Here is a 17794-nt window from a genome sequence, read left to right on the forward strand (position 1 = left end):
CCATGCGGCATTTCCTGCGCGACGACGATGTCACCCCTGCCGAACAGGCCGAGATCCTCACGCTCGCAGCCGAACTGAAAGCCGCGCCGTTCTCCCGGCGGCCGCTGGAGGGCCCGCGCGGGGTGGGCGTGATCTTCGAGAAGAACTCGACCCGCACCCGCTTCTCCTTCGAACTGGGTGTCGCCCAGCTCGGCGGGCACGCGGTCGTGGTCGACGGCCGCGACACCCAGCTGGGTCGCGAGGAGACCCTCGGCGACACCGGCCACGTGCTGTCCCGCTACGTCGACGCGATCGTGTGGCGGACCTTCGAACAGTCGCGGCTGGACGAAATGGCCGCCACCGCAACGGTTCCGCTGGTGAACGCGCTGTCCAACGAGTTCCACCCGTGCCAGGTCATGGCCGACCTGCTCACCCTGCGCGAGAACCTCGGCGACCTGCACGGCCGCACCCTCACCTTCCTCGGCGACGGCGCCAACAATATGGCCCACTCGCTGCTGCTCGGTGGCGTCACGGCCGGCATGAACGTCACCATCGCGGCCCCACCGGGTTTCGAACCCACCGACTGGGTGGTCGAGGCGGCCCACAAGCGCGCCGCGGAAACCGGCGCCCGGATCACCGTCACCAACGACCCGCGCGCCGCCGCCACCGGTGCCGACGCCCTCGCCACCGACACCTGGACCTCGATGGGCCAGGAGGGCGACGGCCGCGACCGCGTCGGCCCGTTCCGGCCGTACCAGGTGAACACCGAACTGCTGCGACTCGCCCAGCCCGGTGCGGTGGTCCTGCACTGCCTGCCCGCGCACCGCGGCGAGGAGATCACCGACGAGGTGCTCGACGGGCCGCAGAGCGTGGTGTGGGACGAGGCCGAGAACCGGCTGCACGCCCAGAAGGCGCTGCTGGTTTGGCTGTTGGCGCAGCGATGAGCGACCCGGAACGCCACGGCGCGGTCACGGCCCGCACCCGCGCGGGCCGGCAGCAGCGGATCGTGGAGATCCTCACCGCGCACGCGGTCAAGAGCCAGACCGAACTCGCCGCCCACCTCGCCGAGGAGGGCATCGAGACCACCCAGGCCACCCTGTCCCGCGACCTCGACGAACTGGGTGCGGTGAAACTGCGCGCCGCCGACGGTGGTGCCGGCATCTACGTGGTCCCCGAGGACGGCAGCCCGGTCCGCGGCGTCACCGGCGGCACCAGCCGCCTGGGCAAACTGCTCAGCGACCTGCTGGTCTCCACCGACCACAGCGGCAACCTCGCGGTGCTGCGCACCCCGCCCGGCGCCGCGCACTACCTGGCCAGCGCCCTGGACCGGGCGGCCCTGCCGTACATCGTCGGCACGATCGCGGGTGACGACACCATCGCCGTGATCGCACGGGAACCGATGACGGGCGCGGAGTTGGCCGCGACGATCGAACGCTTGGCTTGACGTTCGCGGGTGGTCGCGTCCCCCGTCGGTTTCAGTCCGCCGACATGCTGATCTCGTGGACCTCGCGCAGATGCTGCTCCATCGCGGCCGCGGCGGCCCGGCCGTCGTGGCGAGACACCGCGGCGTAGATGCGGTGGTGGCCGTCCAGGGAGATCCGGCGGCCCTCGCTGGTTCGGTGGGAGAGGGTGCGGGTGTCGCGGGTCCAGGTGGTGGTCATCGTGCACAGGGTGACCAGCAGCGGGTTCTGGGCCGCGTGGGCGAGCAGAGTGTGGAATTCGATGTCCAGGCACAAGGATTCGGCGGCGGCTAGCGCCGGGTGACTGCGTTCCAGGACCGATTCCAGCGCCAGCAGGTTCGATTGCTGCGCGCGCAGCGCGGCCAGGTGCGCGATGCGCGGTTCCACCAGGTCGCGCAGTTCACCGGCGTGGGCGAGGTCGGTCTCGGTCGACCGCAGGCGGTCGGCCAGTTCCAGTGCCCCGGCGGGTGATTCGGCGACGATACTGCCGCGCCCCTGGGTGCGGTCGACGAGCTTCTTGGATTGCAGCTCGAACAGCGCCTGCCGCAACGACGATCGGGAGACGCCCATCGTGGCGGCCAGTTCGCGCTCGGGCGGCAGCCGGTCGCCGGGACGCAGGCGCCCCTCGATCATGAGCCCTTCCAGATGCGCGGCGACCTCCGAGCTGATGCTGCGGGGGCGCCGGCGAGGACGCGGTGGAATCGAAACGGTCACCGGTACGACTGTAGAACCACACGCGCACAAGCTGTTTCGTGCCGGTAAAGCCCTGGTTATTTCCGGTTTCGTGGCCCGGCCCGGGCCGCCCGGCTGACTTATGGTCGGCATATCGGATGGTCCGACCAATCGCGGACCGGGAGTTGAGGTGTGACCGTGACGTCGATCGTGACCGGGTTCGAGCCCGCGTTCGCAGTGCTGCAGCCGGGGGAGGGTATCGGCTCCGCCGAGACCTACCTGCCAGCCGACCCGTCGAAGGTGTTGTGGGGCAGGCTGCCTCGCGGTGGGGACCGGCCGGTCGCGGAGCTCGAGCCCGGGCAGAGCGTGGTCGTGGACACCATCAGCCACGAGGGCATCCTGGAGGATCAGGGCTCGGATCCGATCGGCTGGTTCGGCCGGCACGGGGTCGATCGTGACCACATCCTCACCGACACAGCCGATCTCGCCGCGGCGCGGCGCCGTGAACCCGGCGCCGGGCCGCATGTCGTGACCGGGCCGATCGCGGTGCGCGGGGCGCGTCCGGGAGATCTGCTCGCGGTCCGGATCGACGAGCTGACCATGCGCGCCCCCTACGGGATCGTCTCCACCCGCCACCAGCGCGGAGTCCTCGCCGGACGGCACGGATTCGACGGCGACTACGGCCAATTCTGCAGCGTCACAGGCCGAGCCGGGCAGTGGTACGGCGAGATGCCGATCCGTCCCGGGCAACCGCACACGGCCCGGTTTCCGCTCGACCCGTTCTTCGGGCTCATCGGCGTCGCGACCGCGACCGGTGAGCGGGTGTCGTCGATCCCCCCGGGCGCGCACGGCGGCAACATCGACATCCGCCGGCTCACCGCGGGCGCGACACTCTTCCTGCCCGTGCAGGTCCCGGACGCGCTGTTCTACCTCGGCGACCCGCACTTCGCGCAGGGCAACGGCGAGGTCGCGCTCACCGCGCTGGAGGCACCACTGCGTGCCCGCCTCACCGTCGATCTGATCCCCGCGGCGACCGTGCGCGCGGGACTGGGCCGCAGCGTGGGCCCGTTCGCGGTGGCCCAGGGGTTCGTGGTGCCGACCGGCCTGGACCCGGATCTGAACCGGGCGCTGGAGAACTGCGTCGGCAACGCGATCGAGATGCTGGTCGCGCTGTTCGACGCCGACCCACAGCAGGCGTATCTGTACCTCAGTGCCGCAACGGATTTCACCGTGTCGCAGGCGGTCGACCAGGTCCGAGGCGTGCACGGCGAGATCCGGATCGCCGACTTCGCGCACCGGTCCGGCAGCGACTTCGCCCGCCGGGTGCTGGGTGATCGCGTTGCGCTCGGCGATCGCCGCACGAACAGCCCGGAGGGCGGACCGGCGGCGGTGGAACGTGACTCGAACGAGAGCGACGGCGGCCGGTGACAGCCGGTGTCTGGCGGGTCTCGGGCGCGCCGCTGGTCGCGGCGACGGCGGCCGGGCCGCTGAGTGGACACACCGTCGCGGTCAAGGATCTGTACGCGGTCGCCGGGTTCGCGTTGGGTGCCGGAGTGCCCGAATTCCTCGGCGCTCCGGAGGAACGGCACGCCGCGGTGGTGTCCGCGCTGCTGGCGGCGGGCGCCGACATCACCGGCATCGCCCATACCGACGAATTCGCCTACAGCATCACCGGAGTCAACGGGCGCTACGGCATGCCGGTGAATCCGGCGGCGCCGCAACGAATTCCCGGCGGCTCGTCGAGCGGATCCGCTGTGGCGGTGAGTTCGGGCGCGGTGACGATCGGACTCGGCACCGATACCGCCGGCTCGATCCGGGTCCCGGCCGCCTACCAGGGTCTGTGGGGTATCCGCACGACGCACAGCAGCCTCTCGGCCGACGGCGTGGTCCCGCTGGCCCCCTCCTTCGACGCCGTAGGCTGGCTGACCCGTGACGCCCGGACCCTGTTCGCCGTGGCGGATTGCCTACTGCCGCAGCCAATTCGCCGGGGAACCGCCCCCGGATCGAACGGGGAACTCCGGCGGTCCGGTCCGAGCTCCCCCGCGTCCGGGGGCCGCCCACCGGCTGAATCCGCGCCTACCGAGATCGAACCGGACTACCTGTCGGAACTCGGACCGCTGTCGGCGCCCACCGACACCGAACCGGACTACCTGTCGGGACTCGGACCGCTGCCCGCCGACGAACTCGTCGTCGATCCGGCCCTGTGCGACGTGGCCGACCCCGAACTCGCAGACCGCGCCGTCCGGGTAGCGGCCGCCGCGGGAGCCCGTCGAATCCACATCGGCGCCGACCTCGACACCTGGTTCGCGGCCTTCCGCACGGTCCAGGCCCACGAGGCGTGGGCCGCCCACGGCCCGTGGATCGGCGAGCATCGGAATGCCCTGGAACCCGAAGTGGCACAACGCTTCGCCTATGCCGCGACGATTACCGGCGCAGCGGCCGCCCAGGAACGTGCCGTCCTGGCCGCCGCGACCGAAGTCCTGCGCACCGCCCTGTCCGGCCGGGCGCTACTGCTCCCCGCCACCGCCACCCTGCCGCCGCTGCGCACCGCGGCACCCGCCGACCTGGAAGCCGGCCGCATGCGCACTCTCCAGCTGACCGGCCTGGCCTCCCTCGCCGGACTCCCCGCGGTCGCCTTCCCGGTCGCACCCGTGGACGGAATCCCGGTGGGGCTCTGCGTGATCGGCGCGCCGCACACCGACCGTGACCTGATCCGAGTAGCGGCCGGGATCGCCGACCGATCTGCTGAACGAGTCTGCGTGTAGCCCCCGAGGACTTTCAGGGTAGCGGTGGTGGCGGATCGGCGAGCGATCAAGCACCGCGCAGGTGCCCGCAGTAGCCGACCGGCGGCGCACCCTTGGACACCAGAAATTCGACCACCAGCCACAATCCGACGCCGCCGACGACTGTGATCGCGATCGGGGCGAGAGTACTGCGGCGCGCCAGCGGATCTGTGCGGAGCAGCTTGGCATTGGCGAGAATGGACGACGCTCCGATGGCAGTGCTCATGAGCGGCATGACGATCAGAGCAACCAGGAACAGGAACGTCATGGCGAACCGTCCGCCGGCGTCGAGTTCGATCTCGCAACCGTCCCAGGAATCCCGCATGCGGACCAGGGTCAGCCACGCCGCACCGACCCCGCACACCGCATATGCCCACAGCCACCACGCCGACCAGCGGGCGCGTGGACGAGCGTTCGGGTAGGGAGGGTTCCGCGGGCTCCGGCGCATCGGGTGGTTCCGTTCGTGCTCGATAGACAATGGTGTTCTTGGGAACTGACGCGACCGGCGATCGTGGCATTCGCCATCGCCGCGCCTGCGCTGTCCGCCATGGCATCGACACTATGGAGTGAATACGGAGAGGATCCGCGCTGATTGTGGAGATCCTGTGTGGATCCGGTCCCGCTCGCTATCCGGCAGGCGCTAACCGCAGGGGTGGGCGACCGCGCGCCGCGCCTCCACGGTGGGCGGGCCGTCCACCCGGGGGACGTGGTGCAACTGTCGAACGGTGGTGGTGCGCGCCACGATTCGGCCCGCCTTGAGGACGTAGGCGCGGTCGGGGCGGTCGAGCAGGACGTCGGCGACCCGGCGGGTCGACAGGACGACCAGGTCGGCGGGGACACCGGGGCGGATGCCGTAGTCGGGGGCGAGGCCGACGATGCGGGCGGCTTCGGTGGTGGCCATGGCGAGGACCCGGTTCAGGTCGGCGGCGCCCGACAGATGCCCGGTCTGGGCGAGGAACAGGCCGATGTCGAGCAGGTCGGCGTTGCCGTACGGGGTGAAGGCGTTGCGGATGTTGTTGGAGGAGTAGGCGGTCGTGACGCCGGCGGCCCACAGTTCCCGGACCGGTGCGACGCCACGGCGCACGTTCACCGTGTCGGCGCGACCGCCCAGGTGCATGTCGGTGGCCGGTAGCGAGACGACCGCCACCCCGGCCGCGGCGAGCCGGGCCAGGGTGTCCGCGCGGCGGACCGGGTCCAGGCCGGCGAGGGAAGTCATGTGGCCCAACGCAACCCGGCCGGACATGCCGGTGCGCTCGGTGACCGCGGCGATGTAGTCGGCCATGGCGAAGCGGGGGTCGGTGGCGTCGTCGGCGAAATCGGCGTGAATGTCGACCGGGACCCCGAACTCGGCGGCGACGTCGAAGACCAGGTCGACGTGGCGGCGGCAGGCGGCGACATCGGCCTCGTTGTAGGCGCACCCGCCGGCGACATCCGCGCCGCGGCGCAGACTCTCCCGGAGCAGCTCCAGCGTGCCGGGCGCGCGCAGGATGCCTTCCTGGGGGAAGGCGACGATCTGCAGATCGATCCGGCCCCGGTATTCCTCGCGCAGTTCCAGGAGGGCGTCGACGCCGCGCAGGCCGACGATCGGGTCGACGTCGGGGTGGGCGCGAATGACGGTGGTGCCGTTGCCGATCGCCAGATCCAGCACGCGGCGGGCCCGGTCGCGAACGGACTCGACGGTGAACTCGCGTTTGAGTTCCGCGGTGACCGCGATGGCTCCGGCGAGCGTGCCGTCCGGGTTGGCGCGTTCCCGGTCCAGCAGCGCCTTGTCCAGGTGCACATGGGATTCCACCAGCCCGGGAATGACGACCCGTCCGGCACAGTCGATCTCCTCAGGCGCGACGTCGGGCAGTTCGGGCCCGATCTCGGTGATCCGCCCGCCGGTCACGGCGATGTCCACCGGGAGCATGTCGTCGGCGATTCGGGCCCGGCGCAGCACGAGATCCGGCATGGATTTCCTCCTGAGAACACGGCCCTGCGGCATGCACGGCCGTATTTTGTATACGACCACCATGTTTCGTGCGGAGGCGAGAAGTGCTGCGGTGGTGTTAACCCTGCGCGTGCCGCAGCCGGTAGGCGGACGCGGCGTGAGCGATGTGCTCGGCCACCACTCGGGCGGCGTCGTCGGGGTCCCCGGCTTCCAGTGCGGCACAGATCTGTTCGTGCTCGTCCCAGGAATCGCCGGCCCGCCGCGGCAGCTCGACGGCGTAGACCCAGGCGATCTTCCAGCTCAGCTGGGTGATCAGCTGCCGCAGCAGGGTACTGCCGGACGCCTCGGCCAGGACCTCGTGGAAGCGGCTGTTGAGCCGGGCCAGTTCCTCGAGCCGGCCGCCGCGCACCGCGTCCTGACCGAGCGCGGTGAGCTCCTTGAGCCGGCCGAGCTGTTCGGGCGTGCGGCGCACCGCGGCCCGTGCGGCGCACAGCGGTTCGATCCGGGCGCGGATCTCCAGCAGGTCCGCGGCCTCGGGTTCGGTCAGTTCGGCGACGAAAACACCGGCGTAGGGCCGTGACTGGGCGAAACCCTCGGCTTCGAGGGTGCGCAGCGCCTCGCGGACCGGTACGCGCGAGACGCCGTAGCGCTCGGCGAGCGCCTCCTCGGTGAGCCGGTCGCCGGGGGCGTGGACTCCGCTGATGATGTCGTCGCGGACGGCGCGGCACAGTTGCTGCGGCGTCATCCGGCGGACGGTGCTGCTCACGGGGGCCTCACAAACGGATGCTGGACGGGATTTGCATACGATCGGCCGCGCGCCGCGGGACCGGTCCGATCGAATCTACTCCACCTGCCGGTGCGGTGGGCAGCGGCGATCGCGCGACCGGGATCGCACCGATGAGAAGTGCTGTGCGGTAGACAACTTCGACTCGCTGGGTCGGGACAGTTTGTATACGATGCGCTGCAACTCTGCCCGGAAGGCTCGCTCCATGGATCCCGCACATCTGTTGCTCCTGCTCGTCGCCGGCTTCGGCGCCGGTATCTGTAATGCCATCGCCGGTGGTGGCAGCCTGTTGTCGTTCCCCGCGCTGCTGGCCACCGGCCTGCCACCGGTCGCCGCGACCGTCACCAACGCGGTATCGGTGTGGCCGGGATATCTCGGCGGCGCGACCGCCCTGCGCAAGCGGCTCGACGATCATCGCGAACTGGTGCCGCGGCTGGTGCTGACCGGCGCACTGGGCGCGGCCGTGGGGGTCGTGGTCCTGTTGGTCGCGCCGCCCAAGGTGTTCGCCGCGCTCGTCCCGTATCTGATCCTGTCGGCGACCGCGCTGTTCACCGCGCAGCCGATGCTGTCGCGGCGGCTGGCGGAACGGACCGGCGACTCGCCACTGCTGCTGTTCGCCGGTGTGTTCGTCGGCGGTGCGTACGGCGCGTACTTCAACGGCGGCATGGGAATCGTGTTGCTGACGGCGTTGGCGCTCGGCATCGACGCCTCGATTACCCTGCTCAACGGCCTGAAGAGCCTGCTCACCCTGACCGTGTCGACGACCGCCACGGTCGCGGTGGCGCTGTTCGGTCCGGTGCACTGGCTCGCGGTCGCTGTCCTCGCGCCGGCCTGCCTGCTCGGTGGCGTGGCCGGTGCGAAACTCGCTGACCGGTTGCGGCCCAAGGCGTTCCGAACCCTCGTCATCGTGTTCGGCGTCGGCGCCGGTGTCGCGATGCTGATCCCCTGAACCGGTAGAGAAGAGGTATTCCGATGTACGACTTGCTGTTACGTGGTGGGCGGCCCTGGATTCCCGGCGGGAGCCCGGAGGTCACCGATATCGCGATCGCCGGCGGGCGGATCGCGGCTGTCGGCCGTGACCTCGCGACCGCCACGCAGACCGTCGATCTCGACGGCGCGCTGGTGTTGCCGGGCCTGGTCGACGCGCACTGCCACCTGGACAAGACCCTGTTCGGCGGCCCCTGGGTACCCAACACCGGCGGCCTGACCCTGGCCGGGCGAATCGCCAACGGCGAGGGGCGCCGCGACGAACTGGGCCTGCCCAGCACCGACTACGCGGCGAATCTGCTGGGCGCCATGATCACCGCCGGCACCAGCCACGTGCGCAGTCACGTGGACATCGATCCCGAGGTCGGGCTGCGCGGGGTGGAGGCTGTCCGCGAGGCCGCCGCCCGGCACGCCGACCGGGTGGATGTGCAGCTGGTCGCCTTCCCGCAGGGCGGGTTGCTGGCCCGGCCCGGCACCGCCGAGCTGCTCGAGGCCGCGCTCGCCGACGGGGTCGAGGTGGTCGGCGGGCTGGATCCGGCCGGCTACGACCGCGACGCCACCGGCCAGCTGGATCTGCTGTTCGATCTCGCCGAGAAGTACGGCGCGCGGATCGATATCCACCTGCACGATCGCGGCGCGCTGGGCATGTGGCAGTACGAGCTGATCATCGACCGCACCCGGGCGACTGGGCTGGCCGGCCGGGTGACCGTGTCGCACGCGTATGCGATGGGGGAGCTGCCCGCGGCCGACCAGCAGCGGATCGCCGAGGGGCTGGCGGAGGCGGGCGTCGCGATGATCACCTGCGCGGTGGGTGACGCGCCGGTGGTCCCGGTGCGGCTCATGCATCGCGCGGGCGCCGCTCTCGGGCTCGGCAACGACGGCATCCGTGACCTGTGGACGCCGTACGGGGACGGGGACATGTTGCGCCGCACCATGACTGTGGCCTTCCGCGACCGACTGGTGTCCGACACCGACATCGAGCTCGCCCTGGCCGCCGGAACCTTCGGGGGCGCCGGGATCCTCGGGCTCGCCGGATACGGGCTCGGGGTGGGTGACGCGGCCGATCTGTTCACCGTGCAGGCCGAAACTGTCGCTGCGGCAGTCGTTTCCGTGCCGCAGCGCGCTCTGGTGCTCAAGCGCGGCCGGGTCGTGGCCCGCGACGGCGCGCTGGTGGCGGTGGGGGACAAGTAAATCCGTAGATTGTATACGAAACAAGGGCGTAATCGTGCGGACCGCGAACGGCAACGACCCGCCGATAGAACTGTGAGGTATGAGCAGCACCACTTCACAAGGCATCTCGGGAGAGGGCCGGGCCCGCACCGGCGCCGGCGGCACTGTATACGCCGACCCGGCGCCGGTGCCCTCGGCACTGGCTTTCCGCAACGTCTCCCTGGTATTCGGTAACGGCACCCGCGCCCTCGACGGCATCGACATCGACATCCGGCCCGGCGAATTCGTCTCCCTGGTCGGCCCGTCCGGGTGCGGCAAGTCCACCCTGCTCCGGGTCGCCGCCGGGTTCGACCGCCCCACCGACGGGACCGTCGAAACCGCCGGCGGCACGCTGGGTTACGTGTTCCAGGACGCGACCCTGCTGGCCTGGCGTTCGGTGCTGCGGAACGTGGAGCTGCCCGCCGAGCTGGCGGGAATCGGCAAGGCCACGCGCCGGGCCGCCGCGCTCGACGCCATCGAGCGGGTGGGCCTGTCCGGCTTCGAGAACCACAAGCCCGCACAGCTTTCCGGTGGAATGCGGATGCGGGCCTCGATCGCCCGGGCGCTCACGACCGAGCCCCAACTGTTCCTGTTCGACGAACCGTTCGGCGCGCTCGACGAGATCACCCGGCAGCGGCTGAACGAGGAGGTGAGCGCGCTCTACCGGCGCTCCGGCTTCACCGGCGTGTTCGTCACCCACTCGGTGGCCGAGGCGGTATTCATGTCCACCCGGATCGTCGTGCTGACCGGCCGGCCCGGCCGGGTCGCCGCGGATATCGCGGTGCCACTGGACTTTCCGCGCACCCCCGAAGTCCGCTACACCCCCGAGTTCGGTGCGGTCGCGGCGACCGTGTCGGCCGCGCTGCGCCAGGCCGACGTAGCCACCCCGGCCGAGCGGGCCGCCGCATGACCGCCGCCTCCGCCCCCGCGACCCTGATCGCCACCGAACGGAGTCCGCGCATGACCCGGAAACCGCGCTGGCCCTTCGCGGTCGCCCCGATCCGCGTGTTCGCACCCGCAGCGGTGTTCCTGCTCGTGATCGGCACCTGGAGTGTGGTCAGCCACTTCGTGATCAGCGCCGACTCCCGATTCCTGCTGCCCCCACCGGAATCCGTCGTCGCCAAGGGCCTGCTGGACGCCACGGCCCGCACCGAGATCCTCACCGCGCTGGGTGCCACCGTGCAGATCGCGCTCACCGGTCTGGCGATCGCGATCGCGGTGGGTGTCGGGATCGCGGTGCTCATGAGCCAGGCGAGCTGGGTCGAGTACTCGATCTATCCGTATGCGGTGATCCTGCAGACGATTCCGGTGCTCGCTGTGGTCCCGTTGTTCGGGTTCTGGTTCGGCTACGAGTTCGGCAGCCGGGTGATCGTGTGCGTGATGGTGTCGCTGTTCCCGGTCATCACCAACACGCTGTTCGGGTTGAAGTCGGTGCAGGCGGCCGAACACGACCTGTTCACCCTGCACGGCGCCGCCCGGTGGCAACGCCTGCTGAAACTGCAGCTGCCCGCCGCGCTTCCGGCGATGATCTCCGGCTTCAAGATCTCCGGCGGGATGGCGGTCATCGGCTCGATCGTGGCCGACTTCTTCTTCCGGCAGGGCGATCCCGGGATCGGCCGGATGATCGACGTCTACCGGCAGCGGCTGGCCACCGAGCAACTGATCACCGCGCTGCTGCTGTCCTCGCTGGTCGGCCTGATCCTGTTCTGGGCCTTCGACTTTCTCGCCGCGCGCGTCGACCGTGCCCACGGCAAGCGCACCTAGTTCTCCCCCTTGTTCGACCCCGAAGGAAACCACGTGAAGAAGACTCTCCTCGCCGCTGCCGCGCTCGCCGGCAGCCTCCTGCTCGCGGCCTGTAGCAGCAGCGCCTCCTCGCCGGCGCCGACCGGGCACGGTGCCCTGGCGGGGGTGTGCCCGGCCACCGTGGTGATCCAGACCGACTGGTTCGCCACTCCGGAGCGGGCCGCCGCGTACCAGCTGGTCGGCCCGAACGGAACCATCGACGCGAAGAAGGGCGCCTATGTGGGGCCCCTGGGCGACACCGGCGTGAATGTCGAAGTGCGGCTCGGCGGTCCGTTCCTCGGCGGACAGCCGGTGACCGCGCAGATGTATCAGGACACGAGTATCACGCTGGGCTTGGTGCCGACCGACGAGCAGATCCGCGCGAAGTCGAAGTTCCCGGTGACCGGGGTGTTCGCCTCGCTGCAGACCAACCCGCAGATCGTGATGTGGGATCCCGCGACGTACCACATCAATTCGTGGCAGGACATCGCCGCCAGCGGCGCCAAGATCATGTACTCCGAGGGTAAGCCGTATATGGACTTCCTGGTCGCCAACGGTGACGTGAAGCCCGACCAACTCGACGCCTCCTACGACGGCACCCCCAGCCGGTTCGTCGCGGAGAAGGGCCGGGTCATGCAGCAGGGATACGTCTCCAACGAGCCCTACCGCTGGGAACACGACGTCCAGGGCTGGCAGAAGCCGGTCGGATCTCTGCTGGTCGCGCAGGCCGGCTACGAGATCTACCCGCACCAATGGTCGGTACGTACCGGCGAGCTCGACAAACTCCGGCCGTGCCTGCAGAAGCTGGTCCCGATGCTCCAGCAGGCCCAGATCGACTACGCGACCGACCCGGGCCCGACCAACGACGCCCTGGTCCGGATCTCGCAGGGTATCCCCGGCGGTCCACCGGTGACCGCCGCCGCCAACGCCGACTCGGTGAAAGTGCAACTGGCACAGAAGATCATCGCCAACGGCCCCGGAAACACCCTCGGCAACTTCGACACCGCACGGGTCGACCGGGTGATCTCCCAGGTGACCCCGGTGCAGCGCAGCAAGGGCGCCCAGATCCCCGACGGCTTGACGGCCGGCGACCTGGTGACCAACGAATTCATCGACCCGGCAAGGGGTTTGAAGAACTGACCGACGACACCGGCCGCGCGATCACTGCCCCTGGGCACGGTCGCGCGGCCGACGCCGTCGGAATCCGGGCGCGTCGATGGGCCCGGCGGCCGGCCGTGGATCAGACGGTGCCGCCGTTGACCCGGATGTTCTGCGCGGTGACCCATCCGGCCGCGTCGGAGGCGAGGAACGCGACCACCGCGGCGATGTCGTCCGGTCTGCCGAGCCGGTCGAAGGCGCTCAGTTGTTCCAGGCTCGCCAGGAATTCCGCGCTCTTGCCGGTGCGGTAGGTTTCGGTCTCCGTCGCCCCGGGGCTCACGGTGTTGATCGTGATCCCGCGCGGACCGAAGTCCTTGGACAGGATGCGGGTGAACTGTTCGACCGCTCCCTTGGTGGAGTCGTAGAGCGCGTAGCCGGGCAGCATGAGCGCGGTGGTCGAACTGGATATCGTGATGATCCGCCCGTTGTCGGCCAGGTGCTCCCAGGCCAGCTGTAGTCCGTGGAAGACGCCCTTCACGTTGACGGCGTAGCTGAGGTCGAATTCCTCGCCGGTGACCTCGTGGAAGGGTTTGGTGAGGGCCACCGCGGCATTGTTGACCAGGATGTCCCAGCGGCCGTAGACCCGCAGCAGTTCCGCGACCAGCGCCGCGTACTCGTCGCGGTCGCGCACGTCCGCGGCGATCTCGATGGCGTCCCCGCCGGCGGCACGGATCTCGTCGACGGCCCGCGCCGCCGAATCCGGTGTGTGCGGGTGGTTGACCACCACCCGGGCGCCGGCGACCGCCAGCGCCCGGGCGATCGCCTTGCCGATCCCGGTGGACGCACCGGTGACCAGGGCGGTCTTGCCGGTGAGTGTCACGCCTCGAACCAGTAGTCGAGCCAGACGTCCGCGCCCGCACCGAGTTTCGCGGTGAAGCCGCCGGTGCCGCGCAGGCCGGTGAGGTCGCCGGTGCCCGAGCCGGGGATGACGAACCATTCGCCGGCGACTATCCCGTTCGCGACGGTGCCGTTGTCCTGCAACAGGAAGGTCCCGGCCCGGCCGGCTACGGATCCGGTGACCCGTTCGATGCCGACGAAGCTGGCGCCGCCGTCCGCGGTGGACGACTGCAGGAACTCGACGACGCCGTCACCGGCGATGTCGCCGGAAAAGCTTTCCTCGACATGGATTTTCGACAGCACGGGGCCGGCGGCGGGCTGTTCGTAGGCTTCCGGCTCGTACTTGTGCACGGTGATGGTGCCGGTGGCGCGGTTGGTGGTGGTAGGCATGTCTCTCCTGGGATGGTGGGTGGAAATCGGTGGGGCTCAGCGGTAGCCGTATTCCTGCCAGCGGTCGAGGACCCGGCGCTGGATCTCGGCCGGCCAGCCGTTCTCGAAACTGCCCTTGACCGGTCGCCGGCCCTGCGGATACAGGTCGGCGAGCAGGCAGTTGTAGATCACCTTGCCGGCCATGAAGGTGTGGGATTCCTCCGGCGACAGGTACACCGCGAGCTGGTCGGAAACCGCGGGTGGGTAATGGAATTCGCCCCGGTTCACGTCGGGGTGGGAGCGGGTGGCGAACGCCCACACCACCTCGTCGAGGTTCGTGATGTCGATATCATCCTCGACGACCAGGATCTTCGGGGCGTTCACCGAGGGCTTGCCGGTGAAGATGACGGACGCGATCTTGTCGATCAGATCGTGCGAGCCCAGGCCGGTGGTCTCGTGCCAGTCCTGCTTCACCGCGACGGTCAGCCAGTGCACGGCGGCCTCGAAGTTGTACCAGGCCGAGGAGATCGGCAGGCCGGCCTCGCGCAGCAGGTAGAGGATCTCCGCGGCGCTGGTGGTGCCGATGATGGTGTGGTCCTCCTCCACCGGCGGGCCCGCGGCCACGGTCGGCTGGATCGCGCCGTCGCGGTAGGTGATCGCGCTGACGTGGAAGACCGCCTTGGGGCTGGCCTCGGTGGCGTTGTAGCCAGGGAACTCGTTGAACGGACCCTCCGAGACGGTTTCGTCGAGCGCGATGTGCCCTTCGACCACGATCTCGGCGGTGGCGGGCACCAGCAGGTCCACGGTCTCGGCCGGCACCAGTTCCAGGCCCTCGCCGAACAACGCACCGAGGTAATGGGTTTCGTCCTCGCCCTCGGGAATGGGCATGCCGCCCACCCAGGGCAGGCCCGGCTCCACCCCGACCGCGAGGGCGATCGGCATCGGCTCGCCGGCTTCGGTCCACTTCGACCGGATGATGCCCAGGTGCTGGGGCGCGGGGATGAGGCAGGCGAGAGTGTTCTTGTCCGAGATCATCATTCGGTTGATCGACCAGTTGGTCCACGACCCGTCCGGTGTCTTGGCGATGTTCATACCGTAGGTCTGCAGGTAGCGGCCGCCGTCGTTGCCGTGCAGCTTCGGCGTCGGGAACACGAACAGGTCGATGTCGTCGCCGAGCATGACGTTCTGCTTGCACGGCGCGGCGGCGCGGTCCACCACCACCGGCGGGATTCCGGGTTTCGTGCGGGCGTCCGCGAGGACATCCACGATCTGCTGGCCGGTGGCGTCGTGGGGCAGGCCCAGCGCCAGCGCAATCCGTGCCAGCCGGTGCCGCGGGGCCGACAGCGCGCCCGGTGCGCCGAGCACCCGGAAGCCGGTGCCGGTGTAACCGGTGATGTTCTCGAACAGCGGTGCGGGGGCGCGCAGGTCGTAGGAGCGGCGGATGATCGCGCCGATCTCCAGATCCCAGTCGACCTCGGCGTCGATGTGCTGGATCTCGCCGATGGCGTCGAGCGCCTCGATGAACTCGCGGAGGCTTTTCAGATGTGCCACAGTCTCTTTCCTTGTCGAGCTATTCGCCCCAGCGGGGCAGGTCGGCTACGTCGATACCGAGCAGGTCCAGGGCCCGGCCGGCGGTGTGGTCGACGATGTCGTCGACGGATCGGGGTTTGAGGTAGAACGCCGGCACCGTCGGCATCACCACACCGCCCATCTCGGTGACGGCGGTCATGGCGCGCAGATGCGCCAGGGTGAGCGGTGTTTCGCGCACCAGCAGGACCAGACGGCGGCGCTCCTTGAGCGTCACGTCGGCGGCCCGGGTGAGCAGATTGTCGTTGCCCGCGTGGGCGATCGCGGACAGCGACCGGATCGAGCAGGGTGCCACGATCATTCCGGCGGTGCGGAACGAGCCCGAGGCGATCGCGGCCCCGATATCGGCCGGGCGGTAGGTGACATCGGCCATCGCGGCCAGATCCCGTGCGCTGAGGGAGGTTTCGTAGGCGCGAGTCTGCTGGGCGGCGGGCGTCACCACCAGATGGGTCTCGACCCCTGCCTTGCGGGCGAGTTCGAGCACCCGGACGCCGTAGGCGATACCGGTCGCTCCGCTGATCCCGACCACCAGTCGTTGCGTAATGGACACCGCAACAGGCTGTCCTGCCAGGGCTTTCTCATCAAGGATAAATTCCGGCGGCGTCGATAAACTGACGTTATGGATCCTGCGTACGAAGGTTCACGGCTCGATCCGCTCGAACTGCAGGCGCTGCTGGTGCTGTCCGAGGAGCTGCATTTCGGCCGGACCGCGCAGCGGCTCGGGGTGTCGCAACCGCGAGTCAGCCAGCTGATCCGGCAGCTGGAACGGCGGGTGGGCCGGCGGCTGGTGGAGCGCACCAGCCGCCGCGTGGTGATCAACCGTCTCGGTGAACAGTTGCTGTCCGGGGTGCGGCCCGCGTTCGCGGCGCTGCAGCGCGCGTTCGAGGACACCCGCACCGCCGCGCACGGCCTGCGGGTCGGGTTCCTGGCGCCCTACGTCAGCACCCTCGACCGGGGGATCGGCGCGCTGCGCGTCGAACACCCGCAGTGCACGGTCTCGCTGGTGCAGATCCACTGGACCGACGTGTTCGGCCCGCTGCGCCGCGGCGCGGTGGACGCGCAGATCTGCCTGGCGCCGGTGGAACAACCCGGCGTGATGGTCGGGCCGACGCTGGCGACCTTTCCGCGGCAGGTCGCGGTCGCCCGCAGCGGCAAGTGGGCGACCCGCCCGGCACTGACCCTGGAGGACCTGGGGGATACGCCGGTGATCGGCCCGCATCCGAGTGTCCCCGCCGAGCTGGCCCGCAGCTTCTGGCCGCCCGCCACCACCCCGGCCGGCCGGCCCATCCGGTTCGTGACCGCGGCCCGCACCGAACCCGAGATGCTCAGTGCCGTCGCCCACAGCGACGCCGTCTTCGTCACCTCCACCGCCATGCCGACCCGGTTCAACCACCCCGGCGTGGTCTTCGTGCCGTTCGAAGGCCTTCCGGACGCGACCGTGGTGCTGGTCTGGCCCGAGGGCACCGACCACCCGACGCTCGACAAATTCGCCGCTCTCGCAGCATCTTCCGGTGCGGTGGCCGACCGGATGCCGGTCGGCCGCTGACACTGCCGCCGGTTCCGGTGCGGTCCGCCGTGGTCGCGGCGGTGTCCGGTCGCCTGAACTCACCGGCTCGAAAATCGTTGGCGGCCTCGGGGACCGGGATGTCACGATCCGCGGGTGAGTACCCCGTTCCGTCAGATCCGCGCCGACTTCGACGACCGGACGGTCGTCGTCTACCAGGCCTACCGGCCCGAGATCGCCGGTCCGGCAGCCGCTTCCGGGCGGTTCGGGGGCGAATTCAAGCGGGCCCGGATGACCTGGATCAAGCCGTCGTTCCTGTGGATGATGTATCGCTGCGGGTGGGCGAGCAAGCCCGGGCAGGAACGGGTGCTGGCGATCACCGTCACCCGCGCGGGTTTCGAATGGGCGCTGCGGAACTCGGCGCTGTCGCACCTCGATCGGTCCCTCCACCGCGATGTCGCGGACTGGCGGTCCGGGCTCTCGGCGCCGGTCCGCGTGCAATGGGACCCCGAGCGGGACACGCACTTGCGCCCACTGCCGCACCGCTCGCTGCAGGTCGGCCTGTCCGGCCCGGCTGTCGACCGGTACTGCGACGAGTGGATCACCGGCATCGAGGACGTGACTGAACGGGCGCGCACGGTGCGCGGGCTGGTGGCCGCCGGTGACGACGCGGGCGCGACTCGGCTGCTGCCGGTGGAACGCCCGTACCCGCTGCCGGACGACATTGCCGCCCGGATCGGCTGCCGCTAGCCG

The 17794-nt window shown here is 70.1% G+C and carries 19 protein-coding genes; 11 read left to right on the plus strand and 8 right to left on the minus strand.

Annotation, left to right across the window (positions count from 1 at the left end):
- Positions 1–2: 2 nt before the first annotated feature.
- Both argF and EBN03_RS24230 read left to right on the plus strand, forming a co-directional pair.
- A complete protein-coding gene (gene argF, locus EBN03_RS24225) occupies positions 3–923 on the plus strand; it encodes an ornithine carbamoyltransferase (RefSeq protein ID WP_122190418.1) in 921 nt (306 codons plus the stop codon).
- Positions 920–1423: an arginine repressor gene (locus EBN03_RS24230; RefSeq protein ID WP_122190419.1), complete on the plus strand. Its 504-nt coding sequence runs from the start codon at positions 920–922 to the stop codon at positions 1421–1423. Before argF ends, EBN03_RS24230 begins: the two co-directional genes overlap by 4 nt.
- 31 nt (positions 1424–1454) lie before the next feature.
- Here the strand turns inward: EBN03_RS24230 and EBN03_RS24235 are convergent, their stop codons facing one another.
- Positions 1455–2153 (minus strand): FadR/GntR family transcriptional regulator, encoded by a 699-nt coding sequence (locus tag EBN03_RS24235; RefSeq protein WP_233608594.1) that lies wholly within the window; start codon positions 2151–2153, stop codon positions 1455–1457.
- A 156-nt stretch (positions 2154–2309) separates the two neighbouring features.
- On the opposite strand from EBN03_RS24235, the gene EBN03_RS24240 reads away from it, so the two are divergent.
- Positions 2310–3539, plus strand: coding sequence for an acetamidase/formamidase family protein (locus EBN03_RS24240; protein ID WP_233608595.1), 1230 nt, complete (start codon positions 2310–2312; stop codon positions 3537–3539).
- Entirely contained in the window at positions 3536–4876 is a 1341-nt protein-coding gene (locus tag EBN03_RS24245; protein ID WP_122190421.1) for an amidase family protein, read from the plus strand. Before EBN03_RS24240 ends, EBN03_RS24245 begins: the two co-directional genes overlap by 4 nt.
- 46 nt (positions 4877–4922) lie before the next feature.
- On the opposite strand, the gene EBN03_RS24250 is transcribed toward EBN03_RS24245, so the two are convergent.
- The 3 genes from EBN03_RS24250 to EBN03_RS24260 form a co-directional block, all read right to left on the minus strand.
- Positions 4923–5342, minus strand: a complete 420-nt coding sequence (locus tag EBN03_RS24250) for a hypothetical protein (RefSeq protein WP_147471686.1) — start codon at positions 5340–5342, stop codon at positions 4923–4925.
- A gap of 192 nt (positions 5343–5534) precedes the next feature.
- On the minus strand, positions 5535–6845 hold the full coding sequence (locus tag EBN03_RS24255; RefSeq protein WP_122190423.1) for an amidohydrolase family protein: 1311 nt from the start codon (positions 6843–6845) through the stop codon (positions 5535–5537).
- Between the two features lie 97 nt (positions 6846–6942).
- Positions 6943–7590, minus strand: a complete 648-nt coding sequence (locus tag EBN03_RS24260) for a GntR family transcriptional regulator (RefSeq protein WP_199742943.1) — start codon at positions 7588–7590, stop codon at positions 6943–6945.
- A gap of 223 nt (positions 7591–7813) precedes the next feature.
- Between EBN03_RS24260 and EBN03_RS24265 the strand changes: the two genes are divergently transcribed.
- The 5 genes from EBN03_RS24265 to EBN03_RS24285 all read left to right on the plus strand — a co-directional run bounded on the left by EBN03_RS24265 (position 7814) and on the right by EBN03_RS24285 (position 12726).
- A complete protein-coding gene (locus EBN03_RS24265) occupies positions 7814–8557 on the plus strand; it encodes a sulfite exporter TauE/SafE family protein (protein WP_158675729.1) in 744 nt (247 codons plus the stop codon).
- Positions 8558–8580: 23 nt separating this feature from the next.
- Positions 8581–9786 (plus strand): amidohydrolase, encoded by a 1206-nt coding sequence (locus tag EBN03_RS24270; protein WP_122190425.1) that lies wholly within the window; start codon positions 8581–8583, stop codon positions 9784–9786.
- 79 nt (positions 9787–9865) lie between these two features.
- On the plus strand, positions 9866–10714 hold the full coding sequence (locus tag EBN03_RS24275) for an ABC transporter ATP-binding protein (RefSeq protein WP_122190426.1): 849 nt from the start codon (positions 9866–9868) through the stop codon (positions 10712–10714).
- A gap of 50 nt (positions 10715–10764) precedes the next feature.
- Positions 10765–11568 carry an ABC transporter permease gene (locus EBN03_RS24280; protein ID WP_199742944.1) on the plus strand — a complete coding sequence of 268 codons (804 nt, stop codon included), beginning with the start codon at positions 10765–10767 and terminating at the stop codon, positions 11566–11568.
- A gap of 33 nt (positions 11569–11601) precedes the next feature.
- Positions 11602–12726 (plus strand): ABC transporter substrate-binding protein, encoded by a 1125-nt coding sequence (locus EBN03_RS24285; protein ID WP_122190428.1) that lies wholly within the window; start codon positions 11602–11604, stop codon positions 12724–12726.
- A 100-nt stretch (positions 12727–12826) separates the two neighbouring features.
- On the opposite strand, the gene EBN03_RS24290 is transcribed toward EBN03_RS24285, so the two are convergent.
- The 4 genes from EBN03_RS24290 to EBN03_RS24305 are packed head-to-tail and all read right to left on the minus strand — an operon-like array spanning position 12827 to position 16087.
- Positions 12827–13564, minus strand: coding sequence for an SDR family oxidoreductase (locus EBN03_RS24290; RefSeq protein WP_199742945.1), 738 nt, complete (start codon positions 13562–13564; stop codon positions 12827–12829).
- Positions 13561–13971 (minus strand): DUF3224 domain-containing protein, encoded by a 411-nt coding sequence (locus EBN03_RS24295; protein ID WP_122190430.1) that lies wholly within the window; start codon positions 13969–13971, stop codon positions 13561–13563. The genes EBN03_RS24290 and EBN03_RS24295 overlap by 4 nt, the downstream gene beginning before the upstream one ends.
- 36 nt (positions 13972–14007) lie before the next feature.
- Complete coding sequence (locus EBN03_RS24300; RefSeq protein WP_122190431.1) at positions 14008–15501, minus strand: UbiD family decarboxylase; 1494 nt, start codon at positions 15499–15501, stop codon at positions 14008–14010.
- Positions 15502–15520: 19 nt separating this feature from the next.
- Complete coding sequence (locus EBN03_RS24305) at positions 15521–16087, minus strand: UbiX family flavin prenyltransferase (RefSeq protein WP_122190432.1); 567 nt, start codon at positions 16085–16087, stop codon at positions 15521–15523.
- Positions 16088–16156: 69 nt separating this feature from the next.
- Between EBN03_RS24305 and EBN03_RS24310 the strand changes: the two genes are divergently transcribed.
- Both EBN03_RS24310 and EBN03_RS24315 read left to right on the plus strand, forming a co-directional pair.
- Complete coding sequence (locus tag EBN03_RS24310) at positions 16157–17083, plus strand: LysR family transcriptional regulator (RefSeq protein WP_122190433.1); 927 nt, start codon at positions 16157–16159, stop codon at positions 17081–17083.
- A gap of 114 nt (positions 17084–17197) precedes the next feature.
- A complete protein-coding gene (locus EBN03_RS24315) occupies positions 17198–17791 on the plus strand; it encodes a DUF4291 domain-containing protein (RefSeq protein ID WP_122190434.1) in 594 nt (197 codons plus the stop codon).
- Positions 17792–17794: the final 3 nt, after the last annotated feature.

Origin of the sequence: Nocardia stercoris (assembly GCF_003696265.1) — a bacterium.
Classification (GTDB): Bacteria; Actinomycetota; Actinomycetes; order Mycobacteriales; family Mycobacteriaceae; genus Nocardia; species Nocardia stercoris.